The organism is Bacillus sp. OTU2372, from assembly GCF_038440275.1.
GTDB lineage: Bacteria > Bacillota > Bacilli > Bacillales > Cytobacillaceae > Neobacillus > Neobacillus bataviensis_B.
The window spans coordinates 1-16243 of sequence record NZ_JASATK010000013.1 but is presented as its reverse complement, the minus strand read 5'-3'; the positions used below and the strand labels follow the sequence as shown (position 1 = coordinate 16243).

The following is a 16243-nucleotide window of genomic DNA, read 5'->3' as shown; positions in this document are numbered from 1 at the left end:
TTTAACGTTATAAAGTTATTAGTCCTTGAAAATTGTCCAGCTGCAGCGTCTAGAGGCTCGGGGTCATAAGCCAATCCGCCAAGAAGGCTAAAGAACAGCCTTCTCGCCGGCTCGTCTTACGCCTGTCGCCTCTGGGCAAGACGCTTCCGCTTTTCTCATTATTCGTTTGAAACCTTGGCAATTCGGCCTTGTTCGAGGTACACAAGCAGGATGGAAATATCTGCTGGATTAACACCGGAAATACGGGATGCCTGAGCAATGGAAACAGGTTTAATTTTCTTAAGCTTTTGTTTTGCTTCTGTCGCCAGTCCGTTAATCGCATCGTAATCGATATTTTCAGGAATTCGTTTGTTCTCCATTTTCTTAAGCCGTTCAACTTGCTGTAATGATTTATCAATATAGCCCTCGTATTTAATTTGAATTTCTACTTGTTCTTTGATGTCATCATCCAAAGGTAGTTCGCTGCTAGTTAATTTTTCTAATAACTCATACGTCATCTCTGGCCGCTTTAACAAGTCGGAAGCGCGGATTCCGTCTTTAAGCTCACTGCCGCCAATGCTGCGAATCAACTCTTGGACTTCAGCAGATGGTTTTAAAATAATCGACTGTAGACGTTCCCTTTCTGCCTCAATCGCTTTTTTCTTAACTAAAAATGCTTCATACCGTTTATCACGGATTAGGCCAATCTTATGTCCAATCTCTGTCAAACGCAGGTCAGCATTATCGTGACGCAGTAACAGGCGATATTCTGCACGTGAGGTCAATAAACGATAAGGTTCATTGGTTCCTTTTGTGATTAGATCATCAATTAATACCCCAATATAAGCATCTGATCGACTTAAAATTAATTGCTCTTTGCCTAAAGCATTTAACCCTGCATTTATACCAGCAATAATACCCTGACCCGCGGCTTCTTCATAACCGCTCGTTCCATTAATTTGGCCGGCTGTGTATAGATTTTTGACAACCTTTGTTTCTAATGTTGGCCATAACTGTGTTGGAACAATGGCATCATACTCAATGGCATACCCAGCCCTCATCATTTGAGCATTTTCCAGCCCAGGAACGGTTTTAAGTATCTGCATCTGCACATCTTCAGGAAGGCTCGTTGACATACCCTGCACATAGACCTCTTGTGTATGTCTTCCTTCTGGTTCAAGGAAGATTTGATGACGCGGCTTATCATTAAAACGAACCACTTTATCTTCGATAGATGGACAGTACCTTGGGCCTGTTCCTTTAATCATGCCGGAAAACATTGGCGAACGATGCAGATTGTTATCAATAATTTGATGTGTTTGATCATTTGTATAAGTTAACCAGCATGGCAGCTGATCGGTAATATATTTAGTCGTTTCATAGGAAAAGGCTCTTGGAACCTCGTCACCAGGTTGTATTTCCGTCTTGCTATAATCGATGGTATTGCTATTTACCCTTGGCGGAGTTCCAGTTTTAAAGCGGACTAATTCAAATCCAAGCTCCTCCAAGTGCTCAGATAACCTAATAGACGGCTGCTGGTTATTGGGACCGCTTGAATATTTTAATTCACCTAAGATAATTTCTCCGCGTAAATAGGTTCCTGTGGTAATAACCACCGTTTTGGAGCGGTAGATTGCACCTGTTTTTGTGATAACCCCCTGAACAATCCCATCTTCAACGATTAATTGTTCAACCATACCTTGGAGCAGGGTTAAATTAGGTTCTTCTTCAAGTGTTTTTTTCATTTCATGTTGATAAGCAAATTTATCCGCCTGCGCCCTTAAAGCACGAACTGCAGGGCCTTTACCAGTGTTTAACATCCTCATTTGGATATAGGTTTTATCAATATTTTTACCCATTTCCCCGCCGAGAGCGTCAATTTCACGGACCACAATTCCCTTTGCCGGTCCGCCTACAGACGGATTACATGGCATAAACGCCACCATATCTAAGTTGATTGTAATCATTAATGTATTGGCGCCAAGTCTTGCTGCAGCCAGCCCTGATTCACATCCGGCATGCCCAGCACCAACGACAATAACGTCAAATTTTCCTGCTTCGTATTGCATGTGTTTCCTCCTTTTCCGTACCATAACGGAAACGTTGCTTCTCCTAGCTCCATTCTTACCATAGAATGAAAACTAATGCATTTTTAATTATCCTGTCCAGAACAGGCGATAGTAAAACGAATGCCTATCTGGATTTCTACTTTCCTAAGCAAAATTGTGAGAACAGCTGGTCAATCAGGCTTTCATGAACACTATCACCGATAATTTCACCCAGCAGCTCCCATGTCCGAGTCATATCAATTTGAACGATATCAATGGGAACACCCATTTCAGCACCCTCAATTGCATCCTCTATCGTTTGAAGACTTTGATTCAATACTGCAATATGACGGGTGTTTGAAACATATGTCATATCTCCTGCTTCTATAGACCCTGAGAAAAATAAAGAAGAAATGGCTTCCTCAAGAGCATCGACACCGAGGTCTTCCAATAAAGAGGTGGTCACCAATTTATGCTCTTTAGCAAGCTCACGAACCTGTTCCATATCAATTTGCTGCGGCAGGTCTGTTTTGTTCACAATAACAATAACATCCATTCCTTTGACCACTTCAAACAGATTCACATCTTCCTCGGTGAGTTGGTCTGAATAATTCAACACAAGTAAAATCAGATCAGCTTCTTTTAAAACTTGACGGGAACGTTCGACACCAATTCGTTCAACAATATCTTCAGTTTCCCGAATTCCCGCTGTATCTAATAATCGAAGTGGGACACCACGAACATTTACGTATTCTTCAATGACATCCCGAGTCGTTCCTGGGATATCGGTAACAATTGCTTTATTTTCATGAACAAGGCTATTTAACAAAGAAGATTTTCCAACATTCGGCCGGCCAACAATAACCGTCGACAACCCTTCCCGTAATATTTTTCCTTGCTCGGAGGTTTGCAATAGTTTTTGGATTTCTTCTCGCACAAAATGAGCCTTTTCTAAAAGCAGCTTATGAGTCATCTCCTCGACATCATCATATTCTGGATAATCGATATTTACTTCCACATGGGCTAAGACTTCTAATATTTCCTGGCGTAATGTTCGAATTAATTTTGAGAGTCGTCCTTCCATTTGGCCAAGGGCTACATTCATTGCCCGATCTGTTTTTGCCCGAATTAAATCCATTACGGCCTCTGCCTGGGATAAGTCAATCCGTCCATTTAAAAAGGCACGTTTCGTAAACTCTCCCGGCTCAGCCAATCTTGCTCCATACTTTAACACCTGCTGGAGCACGCGATTGACAGAAACAATTCCTCCATGGCAATTAATCTCGACTACATCCTCTTTGGTGAACGTTTTTGGCCCCTTCATAACCGAAATCATAACCTCTTCGATCACTTCACCACTTTTCGGATCGAGCAAGTGCCCGTAGTGAATCGTGTGACTGGGAACGTTGATTAGCTTTTTCCCACCAATTCCTTTAAACAGCTTGTCCGCTATTCGAACTGCATCATCACCACTCAAGCGTACAATGGCAATCGCACCCTCTCCCATCGGAGTTGAAATCGCCGCAATTGTATTAAATTCCATTTACTTCACCTCACATTTAAAAATTCAATCTATTGTATTGGTTGTTCCAGTTTTATATCCAAAAAAATAGAATACCACATCAGTTTCTGTTAAAAAAGCAAACAAACTTCATCTAACCACTTATCCACAATCTCCAATTGTCCTTTTATTATTTTAACTTATCAACATGTGAATAACAATAAGATGAAATCAGCACATTTCTTTTGATGAAACAATAAAAAGTTATCAACAGCTAACAATTCTAAAAACCAGCACAAAAAAAGACACTCTACAAGGTAGAATGTCTTCGATAATTTTTATTTCTTATCTCTTCACTGGAGTAATAACGATAAATCGATGAGGTTCATTTCCGTCTGAAAGTGTTTTAACGCGTCTGTTTTCAGATAAAGCAGAATGAATGACTTTTCGCTCATACGACGGCATTGGCTCCAAAGCCACATCTTTTCCCGTCTTTATTGCTTTGCTGGCAAGCCGGTGTGCTAGCTGAATGAGTGTTTCACTTCGTCGATTCCGGTAATCTTCGGCGTCCAAAATCACCGTTAAATATTGATTTGAAAAGCGGTTAATGACCAGCTGTGTCAAATATTGAAGTGAATTTAGCGTTTGACCTCTTTTTCCAATTAAAAGAGCAATTTTTTCACCCGTCATCACAAAGGTCACTTGTTTACCGTCCCGCTTAATTTCAATTTCCGCCGGTGCACCCATTTGTTCGCTAACTTGTGTTAAAAATTTCTTTGCCTCTTCGATCGGATCAAAAATCACGGTCACTTTAACAACAGCTGGCCTTGATCCGAAAATACCGAAGAATCCTTTTTTGCCTTCATCGATTATATCCACATCTGCGCGGTCTTTGGTGATATTTAATTGAGCTAAAGCTGATCCTACTGCTTCTTCGACAGTTTGTCCTGTAGCAGTTACCTGTTTCACTTTTTTGCTCCTCCCGCATTACCGGCGGCCTGCGCCTTTAGGTCCGGTCCTTTGATAAAGTAGGTTTGTACAATCATAAATATATTTCCGACAACCCAATACAACGAAAGAGCTGCAGGGAAACTAAATGCAAAGAAAACAATCATAATTGGCATCATCCAGAGCATCATGGCCATTTGTGGATTTTGCTCTTGTCCTGCCATCATCATTTTTTGCTGGATAAAGGTCGTAATTCCTGCAATAATTGGCAAGATATAATAAGGATCCTTTTCTCCGAGATCAAACCAAAGGAAACTGTCTGAGGCAATTTCTCTTGTCCTAGAGATTGCATGATAGAAACCAATTAAAATCGGCATTTGCACGATTAACGGGAAACATCCGGCCATTGGATTCACACCATGCTTTTGAAAAAGTGCCATTGTTTCCTGCTGAAGCTTTTGCTGTGTCTTTTGGTCTTTAGAGCTATACTTTTCACGAAGTGCTTTCATCTCCGGCTGCAAAGCCTGCATCGCCTTAGAGCTTCTCGTTTGCTTGATCATAAGCGGCAGGATCGCTAGACGAATGACAAGGGTTACCACAATTAGCGATAAACCATAGCTTCCCCCCAGCAAATGTGCACCTTCTTTTATTAACCATGACAAGGGATAGACAATATATTCATTCCAAAAACCTGTACTTTCTGATGTAATTGGCTTTTTAATTTCACTGCAGCCAGTTAAAAATAAGAATACAGATAGAACGCCGAACGAAAGTAATATTCGTTTTTTCAACCAAAATTTCCTCCTTACCTCTATGTAGTAACTATTATTTGATATGTAATCACTTCTTCTTATTACTAATCAAGGTATTTTTTTGAAAACTTAGCACTTCAGGTTTTATTTTAGCATTTTTTTTAAGAGAATGTCTTCACTCTTCTGGTTTATTTTAACTTTTTTCTTAGTAATTTAGTTTTTCTTCAATACTTTACCAACCTTCAACACGTGGGTAAGACTTTTCTTGACTTCAAAAAAGTCCATATCAGCAACAGGTTTTCTGGCAATAATCACGTAGTCGTTCCCCATCGCTAGTTGCTCCTGAAGTTCAAAGACAGCTTGTCTCACATAGCGTTTAATTCTATTTCTGGTAACAGCATTTCCAATCTTTTTACTTACTGACAAGCCGATGCGAAAAAAGTCTTGTTCCTCTTTTTCTAACGAATAGACTACAAATTGCCGGTTCGCAAACGATCGGCCCTTCTTAAATGCAGCCTGAAAGTCGTTATTCTTCTTTATTCGGAATTCTTTTTTCATAAAAAAAACTCCTTTATCTTATTTTAATACTCTGAGAATTGTCTAGCAACAGCGCCTAGGGGCTCTTAGGTCTAAGCCCCTGTTCAAGGCGCTTCCGCTTTTCAAATTAATGGTCAAGCATAGTTTACAGCGCTTCCACTATAATTGAAAAAAAGACCACTGAGACGTTCAGTGGCCTAAGCTGATAATACTTTTCTTCCTTTTTGACGACGGCGAGCAAGAACCTTACGTCCGTTTGCTGAGCTCATACGACTGCGGAATCCGTGAACTTTACTATGTTTACGTTTATTTGGTTGATACGTTCTTTTCATATATGACACCTCCCTGAGGAATAGCTATCAAGTTAAAACTTAATTGACAGTCTTACTTATTATAAAGACGTCTACTTGCAATTGTCAACAATCCTCTAAAGATTATTGCTAATTTCCAATATTTTTCGGTATGAGTTCTATCCATACTAGAAATTATATCGATAAGTTGTCGATCTTTTAATAGAGATTTGAACACTTCCACATACTACATACTACTTTAAAAATTGTCCAGCGCTTCCGCTTTTCTGTGCTGTGGATAATTTTTCGACATTATTTTTATTATCCACACACGATATTGACAGGTTTTACACAAACCTTCAGGCTGTGGACAATTTTTGCGCACAGATTGTGACACTTGTGGATAAACTACGAAAAAGCATTGCACCTAAGGCAATTATTTGTTATTATATTTGTGTTTTCACTCTGAATAACTTCATCACAGATAATAGGTTATCCACAAATTGTGGATAACATGTGGATAGTTTATCCAAGCATTCTGTAAAAACTTGTCCACAAGCGGTGGATATTGTCGAAACTCCACTTTATTTCCTTATTATAAGTTTTTCCACAATCACTATTTTGTATATTTATAAATTAATAGATTGTACTGCCGGTACAATCTATTTTTCTGAGGCATCAGCCGATTGAAAAATGTTATTTGGGAGTTAGACAGTAATAGAGAGAGTGTCAGTTAAGATAAATGGTTTTTATAAAAACTAAGAAGGAGGGATACTAGTTGGAAAATATTGCGGATCTTTGGAATGCAGCGCTGGGAAATATCGAGAAGAAGATAAGCAAGCCTAGCTTTGATACTTGGCTTAAGTCTACAAAGGCCCATTCCCTTCAAGGTAATCTTCTGGTGATTACCGCTCCAAATGAATTTGCGCGCGACTGGCTTGAGGAGCGATACTCCCAGTTAATCTCAGGAATTCTTTATGAAATAACTGGTGAAGAGTTATCTGTAAAATTTATCATTCCGCAAAACCAAAATGATGCAGAAAATGACGTCCAGCTGCCGCCTAAAAAAGTGAAAAAGGATGATGACCATGCCGAATTCCCGCAGGGCATCTTAAATCAGAAGTATACCTTTGATACTTTTGTTATTGGCTCAGGCAACCGCTTTGCCCACGCAGCCTCCCTTGCGGTAGCAGAGGCACCAGCAAAAGCTTATAATCCCTTATTTATCTATGGGGGTGTGGGATTAGGAAAAACACACTTAATGCACGCCATAGGCCATTATGTTTTAGATCATAATCCAGCTGCAAAGGTAGTTTATCTATCATCTGAAAAGTTCACGAATGAATTCATTAACTCGATTCGTGACAATAAAGCAGAGAGTTTCCGCAATAAATATCGAAATGTTGATATCTTACTTATTGATGATATTCAGTTTTTAGCCGGAAAAGAATCAACCCAGGAAGAATTTTTCCATACCTTTAATGCCCTGCATGAGGAAAGTAAACAAATTATTATCTCAAGTGACCGCCCGCCAAGGGAAATTCCAACGCTTGAGGACCGCCTGCGTTCACGATTTGAATGGGGGCTGATCACCGATATTACTCCTCCTGATTTGGAGACGAGAATAGCCATTCTCAGGAAAAAGGCAAAGGCAGAAGGTTTAGATATTCCTAATGAAGTCATGCTTTATATTGCTAATCAAATTGATTCGAATATTCGAGAACTTGAAGGTGCGCTCATTCGTGTGGTGGCCTACTCTTCTTTAATCAATAAAGATATAAATGCCGATCTTGCTGCAGAAGCATTAAAAGATATTATCCCAAGCTCTAAGCCTAAGGTCATAACCATCCATGAAATTCAAAAGATTGTTGGGGAGCATTTTAGTATTAAATTAGAGGATTTTAAAGCAAAAAAGCGGACAAAGTCTGTAGCATTCCCTCGGCAAATTGCGATGTATTTATCACGTGAATTAACCGATTACTCCTTGCCAAAAATAGGAGAAGAGTTCGGCGGCCGTGACCATACAACCGTCATTCATGCACATGAAAAAATTTCGAAGCTCCTTCAAACAGATTCAACATTGCAAAAACAAATGAAGGAACTTCATGAACTTTTAAAAATATAGATAAATTTTTTTGTTCAAACTGTGAATAACTTCTTAGAATCTATACACAGTCTGTCCACATGTGGATAGGCTGTGTTTCTATTGATAATTAGAGTTATCCACATACTAACAAGCCCTACTAGTACTTCTACTAATTTTTTAAAAAATATTATTATATGTTACAGCAATAAAAATATGCATAAAACGGAGGATTAAATGCGATGAAATTTATCATCCAGCGGGACCGATTAGTTCAAAGTGTTCAAGATGTAATGAAGGCTGTCACATCCAGAACGACGATACCAATCTTAACGGGGATTAAAATTGCAGCAACAGCTGAAGGAGTTACTCTAACCGGAAGTGATTCAGACATATCAATTGAATCGTTTATTCCAAAAGAGGTTGCTGGAGATGAAATTGTTGAAATCAGACAAACTGGTGCGATTGTCCTCCAAGCTAAATTTTTTAGTGAAATCGTTAAAAAGCTTCCTACCGATACAGTTGAAATCGAAGTCTTAGGCTCGTTACAAACCGTGATTCGCTCTGGTAAGTCAGAATTTAACCTAAACGGTCTTGATGCAGAAGAATATCCACATCTTCCGCAAATTGAAGAGAATAACAAATTTCATATTGCGACCGATTTATTAAAAGCGATGATCCGTCAAACCCATTTTGCAGTGTCCACCTCAGAAACACGCCCCATCTTGACAGGTGTAAACTGGAAGATTGAAAATGAGGAATTAACCTGTATTGCAACAGACAGCCATCGTCTTGCATTAAGAAAAGCTAAAATTGAAACAGAAAATCATGAAAACTATAATGTGGTCATTCCTGGTAAAAGTTTAAATGAATTAAGTAAAATTATTGATGACTCCCATGAATTAATTGATATTGTTATTACGGAAAATCAAATTTTATTTAAAGCAAAGCATTTATTATTTTTCTCAAGATTATTAGAAGGTAACTATCCTGATACTTCTAGATTAATTCCGAATGAAAGTAAAACCGAGGTAACCGTCAATACAAAAGAATTCCTACAGGCTATTGATCGTGCTTCTCTCTTGGCACGCGAAGGAAGAAATAATGTGGTTAAGTTGTCCACGTTTGATGAAGGAACCATTGAAATATCCTCGAATACACCGGAAATCGGGAAAGTAGTAGAGGAAATTCAAAGCCAGTCCATTGATGGAGAAGAGTTGAAAATTTCCTTTAGTGCAAAGTATATGATGGATGCCCTAAAGGCATTTGAAGGAACGGATATTAAAGTAAGCTTTACTGGTGCGATGCGTCCATTTGTTATTCGTCCGCTTCATGACGAAACTATTTTGCAGCTTATTTTACCTGTAAGGACATACTAATCAACGAAGCTTACAACCAATATGCCACCATCTTTTTGGTGGCTATCTTTATGAGATTGGAAAATATAAAAGTTTTTGACTTCGAGAATTGTCCTTACCTGCGTTTTTTCACTGCAGTCATAATCGTTTGCTATTATTTTTTTAGAGTTTCCTTTGTGTCCGACTCATTTTTTTAGTAAAATAAAGTATTGGGACCATTTTTAGAAAGGCTCTTTTCGTAAACTTTTGTTGCCCTGGACCTTAAAAAGGGACATTCACAAAGTTTCTTGCAATTTTCGCAAATGTTCTGACGAAAAGATCCACGATGCATTTAGTTATACGGGTAGATAAACTTATACGACAAAAAACAATAAATGCGAAAATAGCCCTTAGAAATGAGGATGAAGAAATGCCTGAAAAAATTAAATTGGATACCGAATATATTACATTAGGACAATTTTTAAAGCTGTCTGATGTAATCCAGACAGGCGGTATGGCCAAATGGTTTTTGAGTGAGCATGAAATATTTATCAATGGTGAGCAAGACCAAAGACGAGGAAGAAAGCTTCGAGTTGGTGACAAAGTCCAGATAGCCGGCTTTGGAGAATTTGTGATTAGCGAGTAGCTAAAGGATGTTGTTACCATGTTTATAGAGAAATTAGCACTTAAAAATTATCGGAACTATGATGAATTATTCGTAGAGTTTGAAAATAAAGTAAATGTTATTTTGGGTGAAAATGCTCAAGGGAAAACAAATGTGATGGAATCCATTTATGTGTTAGCAATGGCCAAGTCTCACCGGACATCGAACGATAAAGAACTTATTCGCTGGGATCAGGAGTATGCTAAAATAGAGGGAAGGGTTCAAAAACAACACAGCTCACTGCCCCTCGAGCTGGTTATTTCTAAAAAGGGAAAAAAAGCCAAGTGTAATCATATTGAACAGCAAAAATTAAGTCAATATGTTGGAAACATGAATGTGGTCATGTTTGCACCGGAGGATTTAAATATTGTTAAAGGCAGCCCTCAAGTACGGAGACGGTTTATTGATATGGAAATTGGCCAGGTATCGCCAATCTATCTACATGATATGAGTCAATATCAAAAAATACTTCAACAACGCAACCATTATTTAAAAATGATGCAAATCAAAAAGCAAAACGATCCAACTATGCTCGAGGTCTTAACCGAGCAATTTATTGACATGGCTGTGAAAGTGGTTAAAAAGAGATTTGAATTCCTGAGATTACTCGAAAATTGGGCGAAACCTATACATCAAGGAATTTCAAGAGGCTTAGAAACACTTGAAATTATGTATAAACCTTCAGTAGAGGTATTAGAAGGCCAAGATTTGTCGAAAATGATAGAAAGCTTTCAGGAAAAATTCTCTAAGGTAAGAACAAGGGAAATGGAGCGAGGTACGACCCTGTTTGGTCCCCATCGTGATGACTTATTGTTTTTCGTTAATGGAAGGGATGTTCAAACCTTTGGTTCCCAAGGGCAGCAACGAACAACGGCCCTCTCTGTTAAACTTGCTGAAATTGAATTGATTCATAATGAGATTGGGGAGTATCCGATTCTTTTGCTTGATGATGTTTTATCCGAATTAGATGATTACAGGCAATCCCATTTACTCAATACCATTCAAGGGAGAGTTCAGACATTTGTAACAACAACAAGTGTGGAAGGAATTGATCATCAGACATTAAAAGATGCTTCAACCTATATTGTGCAGGCAGGCACCATAAAGAAGGTTAATTGAGGTGGGCCAATGTATATTCACATCGGGGAAGACTTAAATATTAGGGCAAAGGATGTTATCTCAATATTAGATAAAGAAAGTGCTAATCAATCACCATTGGTGAAAGAATTTTTAAAACAGCAAAGTGAACGAGTCATTAACTTGTCTAAAAACCCCTATAAATCAGTCATTATTACATATGACAAGGTTTATTTATCCCCCATTGCTTCAGGAACATTAAAGAAACGTTCAAATCAAATGAGTATACATGAATTTTAATATAAATTTTTATGCTTTAGTTTATTTAGAGATATTTTTGTTAGAAGGTGCAGGTGAACAAGTATGACTTTGGAACAAAAAGCAGTAGAGGGAGCATACGGCGCGGATCAAATTCAGGTCCTAGAGGGACTTGAAGCAGTACGGAAAAGACCTGGTATGTATATTGGTTCAACAAGCGGAAAAGGTCTACATCATCTTGTTTGGGAAATTGTTGATAATAGTATTGATGAGGCCTTGGCAGGTTATTGTGATGAAATCAATGTTATCATTGAAGAAGATAATAGTATCACGGTAAAGGATAATGGCCGTGGAATACCAGTTGATATTCAAGAAAAGATGGGCAGACCAGCAGTCGAAGTTATCATGACTGTCCTTCACGCCGGTGGAAAATTTGGCGGTGGAGGATATAAGGTTTCCGGAGGATTACATGGTGTAGGTGCATCTGTTGTTAATGCCCTATCTACTGAACTTGAAGTCAATGTCCATCGTGACGGTAAAATTTATGAGATTAAATTTGAACGTGGTGCCGTAGCCTCTGAACTAAACGTAATCGGAACTACTGACAAAACTGGTACGATTACTCATTTTAAACCAGATGGGGAAATTTTCACTGAGACATTGGTCTATGAATATGACATTCTTGCGACTCGATTGCGTGAACTTGCATTTCTTAACCGCGGGATTAAAATCACGATTGAAGATAAACGGGTTGAAAATAAACGGAATGAGTACCACTATGAAGGTGGTATCAAATCATATGTTGAGCATTTAAATCGCACAAAAGAAGTTGTCCATGACGAACCGATTTACATGGAAGGAGAAAAAGACGGCATAAGTGTTGAAGTCGCGCTCCAATATAACGAGGGTTATACAGAGAATATTTACTCCTTTGCTAATAATATTCACACCTATGAAGGTGGTACACATGAATCAGGTTTTAAAACAGCTTTAACAAGAGTGATCAATGATTATGCTAGGAAAAATAACATATTCAAGGAAAATGACCCAAACCTTTCAGGTGAGGATGTTCGTGAAGGGATCACAGCGATTGTTTCAATCAAACACCCTGATCCTCAATTTGAAGGACAAACAAAAACAAAGCTTGGAAATTCAGAAGTTAGAGCGATTACTGATACTGTGTTTGCAAGTACCTTTGATAAATTTTTATTAGAAAATCCGACGGTTGCAAGAAAAATCGTTGATAAAGGTTTGATGGCATCAAGGGCGAGGCTGGCTGCCAAGAAGGCCAGAGAATTAACTCGCCGCAAAAGTGCGTTAGAGGTTTCCAGTTTGCCGGGGAAATTAGCGGATTGTTCTTCAAAGGATCCATCTGAGAGTGAATTGTACATCGTTGAGGGTGATTCCGCTGGAGGATCAGCAAAACAAGGACGTGATCGTCACTTCCAAGCGATTTTACCGCTTCGAGGGAAAATTCTTAATGTGGAAAAAGCACGGTTAGATAGAATTCTTTCAAACAATGAAGTGAGAGCGATGATTACAGCGATTGGAACGGGAATCGGAGAAGATTTTGATATCTCCAAAGCACGTTATCATAAAGTGGTCATTATGACAGATGCTGACGTTGATGGAGCCCATATACGTACCCTTCTTTTAACATTCTTTTACCGTTTTATGAGAAAAATTCTAGAGGCTGGTTATGTCTATATTGCTCAGCCACCACTTTATAAGGTACAGCAAGGTAAACGAATTGAGTACGCTTATAATGACAAAGAACTTGAACGGATATTTGCAGAGCTGCCAGCTGCACCAAGACCCAATATCCAACGGTATAAAGGTTTGGGTGAGATGAATCCGGAACAATTATGGGATACAACCATGGATCCAGCTAATAGGAGTATGCTCCAAGTAAGTCTTGAAGATGCAATCGAAGCAGACGAAACCTTTGATATGTTAATGGGTGAGAAGGTAGAACCGCGTCGTAACTTCATTGAAGAAAACGCTCAATACGTAAAGAATTTAGATATATAAAAGGCGGAGGGAGGTAGGTAATATGACTGAAACACCCAATTCAAAAGTAAGCGAAATTAATATTAGTCAGGAAATGAAATCATCCTTTCTTGACTATGCGATGAGTGTTATTGTTTCTCGTGCCCTTCCAGATGTTCGAGATGGGTTAAAACCAGTTCATCGCCGTATTTTATATGCCATGCATGACCTTGGCATCCATGCAGACAAACCATATAAAAAGTCTGCCCGTATCGTCGGGGATGTTATCGGTAAGTATCATCCACATGGTGATTCTGCTGTTTATGAAACTATGGTCCGGATGGCTCAGGATTTTAACTATCGTTATATGCTTGTTGATGGACATGGAAACTTTGGGTCTGTCGATGGTGACTCAGCAGCTGCGATGCGTTATACAGAATCAAGAATGTCTAAAATCTCCATGGAATTATTAAGAGATTTAAACAAAGATACTATTGATTATCAAGATAACTATGATGGTGAGGAAAAAGAGCCAGTTGTTCTGCCGGCGCGATTCCCTAACCTTTTAGTAAATGGGACAACCGGGATTGCGGTGGGTATGGCAACAAATATTCCGCCGCACCAATTAGGTGAAGTCATTGATGGTGTTTTGGCGGTAAGCCGCGACCCAGAAATCACTATACAAGAATTGATGGAAATTATCCCAGGTCCAGATTTCCCAACAGGCGGCATCATTATTGGCCGGAGTGGGATTAGAAAAGCATATGAAACAGGCCGCGGTTCGATCATCATCCGTGCTAAAGTTGAGATTGAACAGAAATCCAACGGCAAAGAAGTAATTATCGTTAATGAGATTCCATATCAAGTAAATAAAGCGAAACTAATTGAAAAAATCGCTGAGTTAGCCCGTGATAAAAAGATTGAAGGCATCACCGACCTCAGAGATGAATCTGACCGCCGGGGAATGCGGATTGTCATCGAGGTCCGTAAAGATGCGAATTCCAATGTTCTTTTAAATAACTTATATAAACAAACAGCTCTGCAAACCAGTTTTGGTATAAACACATTGGCACTAGTCGATGGGCAGCCAAAGGTGTTAAGCCTAAAGCAATGTTTAGTCTATTATTTAGAGCACCAAAAAGTGGTCATTCGCCGGAGAACGTTGTTTGAATTAAACAAGGCAGAGGCCCGGGCACATATTTTAGAAGGATTAAGAATTGCACTAGATAATTTAGATGCTGTCATTACCTTGATCCGAAACTCCCGTACAACTGATATTGCCCGTGAAGGCTTAATGACACAGTTTAATCTTTCTGAAAAACAAGCTCAGGCCATCCTTGATATGCGTTTGCAGCGGTTAACAGGATTAGAAAGAGAAAAAATTGAGGAAGAATTTCAAAATTTGATGAAGCTTATTGCTGAACTAAAAGCAATTTTAGCTGATGAAGAGAAGATTCTTGACATTATCCGTGAAGAATTACTTGAAATTAAAGAACGTTTTAATGATAAACGCCGGACAGAAATTGTTATGGGCGGCATCGAGAATATCGAAGATGAGGATTTAATCCCTCGGGAAAATGTTGTTATTTCGTTAACCCATAATGGCTATATTAAACGTCTCCCAGTGTCTACTTATCGCGCACAGAGACGAGGCGGCCGCGGTATACAAGGAATGGGGACAAATGAAGATGATTTTGTTGAACATTTAATTACTACCTCTTCCCATGATACGATCCTATTCTTTACCAATAAAGGTAAGGTATATCGTTCTAAGGGCTATGAGATACCAGAGTATAGCAGGACAGCTAAAGGGATTCCAATTATAAATCTGCTTGGTATCGAAAAAGGTGAATGGATTAATGCAATTATCCCTGTTGAGGAATTTGTGGACGATTGGTTCTTGTTCTTCACAACAAGAGAAGGAATCTCAAAACGTTCTCCACTGTCCTCCTTCGCTCATATCCGCAACAATGGTTTAATCGCCTTAAGTCTGCGCGAAGGGGATGAATTAATCTCTGTTCGTATGACTGATGGAACCAAACATATTATTATTGGGACTAAAAAGGGTATGCTAATTCATTTCCCTGAGACAGATGTTCGGTCGATGGGCCGTACTGCAACAGGTGTTAAAGGAATCACCCTTGATTCCGATGACGAAGTTGTGGGAATGGAAGTAATAGAGGAAGATAATGACGTACTTATTGTAACCAAAAACGGTTATGGAAAACGTACACCTGCTTCTGAATACCGCATTCAAGGCCGTGGTGGTAAGGGAATCAAGACCTGCCATGTAACAGATAAAAACGGTAATCTGGTATCTATGAGGGCTGTAACTGGTGAAGAAGATCTCATGCTGATTACCACCGGCGGTGTGTTGATCCGAACTGATGTTGCAGGCATTTCGCAGATGGGTCGAAATACACAAGGTGTTAAATTGATTAGTCTGAAGGAAAGTGAAAACGAGTTTGTCGCAACCGTTGCAAAGGTTGAAAAAGAAGAAGACGATGAGCAAACAGTTGAAAATAGTTCAGATGATAGCAATGAAACAATCCTCGATGAAGGTCAAGATGATAGCCTTCCTGAAGGTGAAGAGTAATATGGATAAAGAGGAGCACTCACATGTGCTCCTTTTATTATGACTAAAAGTAAATAAAATTATATTATCTTCTAAGATATTTAAAAATAGTGTTGACTCAATTTGATATAGGTGGTATATTAATTAAGTCGCTTCGGGGCGACGGATTGTTCTTTGAAAACTAAACAAACAAAAACGTCAACAA

The 16243-nt window shown here is 38.9% G+C and carries 13 protein-coding genes; 7 read left to right on the top strand and 6 right to left on the bottom strand.

Annotated elements, in window-relative coordinates; all coding sequences use genetic code 11:
* Positions 1–158 precede the first annotated feature (158 nt).
* The 6 genes from mnmG to rpmH all read right to left on the bottom strand — a co-directional run bounded on the left by mnmG (position 159) and on the right by rpmH (position 6097).
* The gene (gene mnmG / locus AAHB15_RS18870) at positions 159–2048 is read right to left on the bottom strand and encodes a tRNA uridine-5-carboxymethylaminomethyl(34) synthesis enzyme MnmG (RefSeq protein WP_144566178.1); all 1890 of its coding nucleotides are present in this window, start codon (positions 2046–2048) and stop codon (positions 159–161) included.
* Positions 2049–2184: 136 nt separating this feature from the next.
* Complete coding sequence (mnmE, locus tag AAHB15_RS18865; RefSeq protein ID WP_342043076.1) at positions 2185–3570, bottom strand: tRNA uridine-5-carboxymethylaminomethyl(34) synthesis GTPase MnmE; 1386 nt, start codon at positions 3568–3570, stop codon at positions 2185–2187.
* A 303-nt stretch (positions 3571–3873) separates the two neighbouring features.
* Positions 3874–4497 carry an RNA-binding cell elongation regulator Jag/EloR gene (jag, locus tag AAHB15_RS18860; protein WP_098530208.1) on the bottom strand — a complete coding sequence of 208 codons (624 nt, stop codon included), beginning with the start codon at positions 4495–4497 and terminating at the stop codon, positions 3874–3876.
* A complete protein-coding gene (gene spoIIIJ, locus AAHB15_RS18855) occupies positions 4494–5267 on the bottom strand; it encodes a YidC family membrane integrase SpoIIIJ (protein WP_144566181.1) in 774 nt (257 codons plus the stop codon). The genes jag and spoIIIJ overlap by 4 nt, the downstream gene beginning before the upstream one ends.
* 174 nt (positions 5268–5441) lie before the next feature.
* Positions 5442–5786 carry a ribonuclease P protein component gene (gene rnpA / locus AAHB15_RS18850; RefSeq protein ID WP_335573336.1) on the bottom strand — a complete coding sequence of 115 codons (345 nt, stop codon included), beginning with the start codon at positions 5784–5786 and terminating at the stop codon, positions 5442–5444.
* 176 nt (positions 5787–5962) lie between these two features.
* The gene (rpmH, locus tag AAHB15_RS18845) at positions 5963–6097 is read right to left on the bottom strand and encodes a 50S ribosomal protein L34 (protein WP_063255153.1); all 135 of its coding nucleotides are present in this window, start codon (positions 6095–6097) and stop codon (positions 5963–5965) included.
* A 736-nt stretch (positions 6098–6833) separates the two neighbouring features.
* Between rpmH and dnaA the strand changes: the two genes are divergently transcribed.
* The 7 genes from dnaA (at position 6834) to gyrA (ending at position 16059) form a co-directional block, all read left to right on the top strand.
* Entirely contained in the window at positions 6834–8180 is a 1347-nt protein-coding gene (gene dnaA, locus AAHB15_RS18840; RefSeq protein ID WP_098530205.1) for a chromosomal replication initiator protein DnaA, read from the top strand.
* Positions 8181–8380: 200 nt separating this feature from the next.
* Positions 8381–9517 (top strand): DNA polymerase III subunit beta, encoded by a 1137-nt coding sequence (dnaN, locus tag AAHB15_RS18835; protein WP_335575003.1) that lies wholly within the window; start codon positions 8381–8383, stop codon positions 9515–9517.
* 388 nt (positions 9518–9905) lie between these two features.
* Positions 9906–10121 (top strand): S4 domain-containing protein YaaA, encoded by a 216-nt coding sequence (yaaA, locus tag AAHB15_RS18830; RefSeq protein ID WP_342043075.1) that lies wholly within the window; start codon positions 9906–9908, stop codon positions 10119–10121.
* An 18-nt stretch (positions 10122–10139) separates the two neighbouring features.
* The gene (recF, locus tag AAHB15_RS18825; protein WP_098530202.1) at positions 10140–11258 is read left to right on the top strand and encodes a DNA replication/repair protein RecF; all 1119 of its coding nucleotides are present in this window, start codon (positions 10140–10142) and stop codon (positions 11256–11258) included.
* A gap of 9 nt (positions 11259–11267) precedes the next feature.
* Positions 11268–11516, top strand: coding sequence for an extracellular matrix regulator RemB (gene remB / locus AAHB15_RS18820; protein ID WP_144566184.1), 249 nt, complete (start codon positions 11268–11270; stop codon positions 11514–11516).
* Between the two features lie 63 nt (positions 11517–11579).
* The gene (gene gyrB, locus AAHB15_RS18815) at positions 11580–13505 is read left to right on the top strand and encodes a DNA topoisomerase (ATP-hydrolyzing) subunit B (RefSeq protein ID WP_396897358.1); all 1926 of its coding nucleotides are present in this window, start codon (positions 11580–11582) and stop codon (positions 13503–13505) included.
* 22 nt (positions 13506–13527) lie between these two features.
* A complete protein-coding gene (gene gyrA / locus AAHB15_RS18810) occupies positions 13528–16059 on the top strand; it encodes a DNA gyrase subunit A (protein WP_335575002.1) in 2532 nt (843 codons plus the stop codon).
* The last annotated feature ends 184 nt before the right edge of the window (positions 16060–16243 follow it).

Bases quoted from the DNA above. Each gene is read 5' to 3' on its own strand.
- remB (WP_144566184.1), top strand. From the start codon at position 11,268: ATGTATATTCACATCGGGGAAGACTTAAATATTAGGGCAAAGGATGTT.
- gyrB (WP_396897358.1), top strand. From the start codon at position 11,580: ATGACTTTGGAACAAAAAGCAGTAGAGGGAGCATACGGCGCGGATCAA.
- rnpA (WP_335573336.1), bottom strand. From the start codon at position 5,786: ATGAAAAAAGAATTCCGAATAAAGAAGAATAACGACTTTCAGGCTGCA.
- mnmG (WP_144566178.1), bottom strand. From the start codon at position 2,048: ATGCAATACGAAGCAGGAAAATTTGACGTTATTGTCGTTGGTGCTGGG.
- rpmH (WP_063255153.1), bottom strand. From the start codon at position 6,097: ATGAAAAGAACGTATCAACCAAATAAACGTAAACATAGTAAAGTTCAC.
- mnmE (WP_342043076.1), bottom strand. From the start codon at position 3,570: ATGGAATTTAATACAATTGCGGCGATTTCAACTCCGATGGGAGAGGGT.
- gyrA (WP_335575002.1), top strand. From the start codon at position 13,528: ATGACTGAAACACCCAATTCAAAAGTAAGCGAAATTAATATTAGTCAG.
- yaaA (WP_342043075.1), top strand. From the start codon at position 9,906: ATGCCTGAAAAAATTAAATTGGATACCGAATATATTACATTAGGACAA.
- dnaN (WP_335575003.1), top strand. From the start codon at position 8,381: ATGAAATTTATCATCCAGCGGGACCGATTAGTTCAAAGTGTTCAAGAT.
- recF (WP_098530202.1), top strand. From the start codon at position 10,140: ATGTTTATAGAGAAATTAGCACTTAAAAATTATCGGAACTATGATGAA.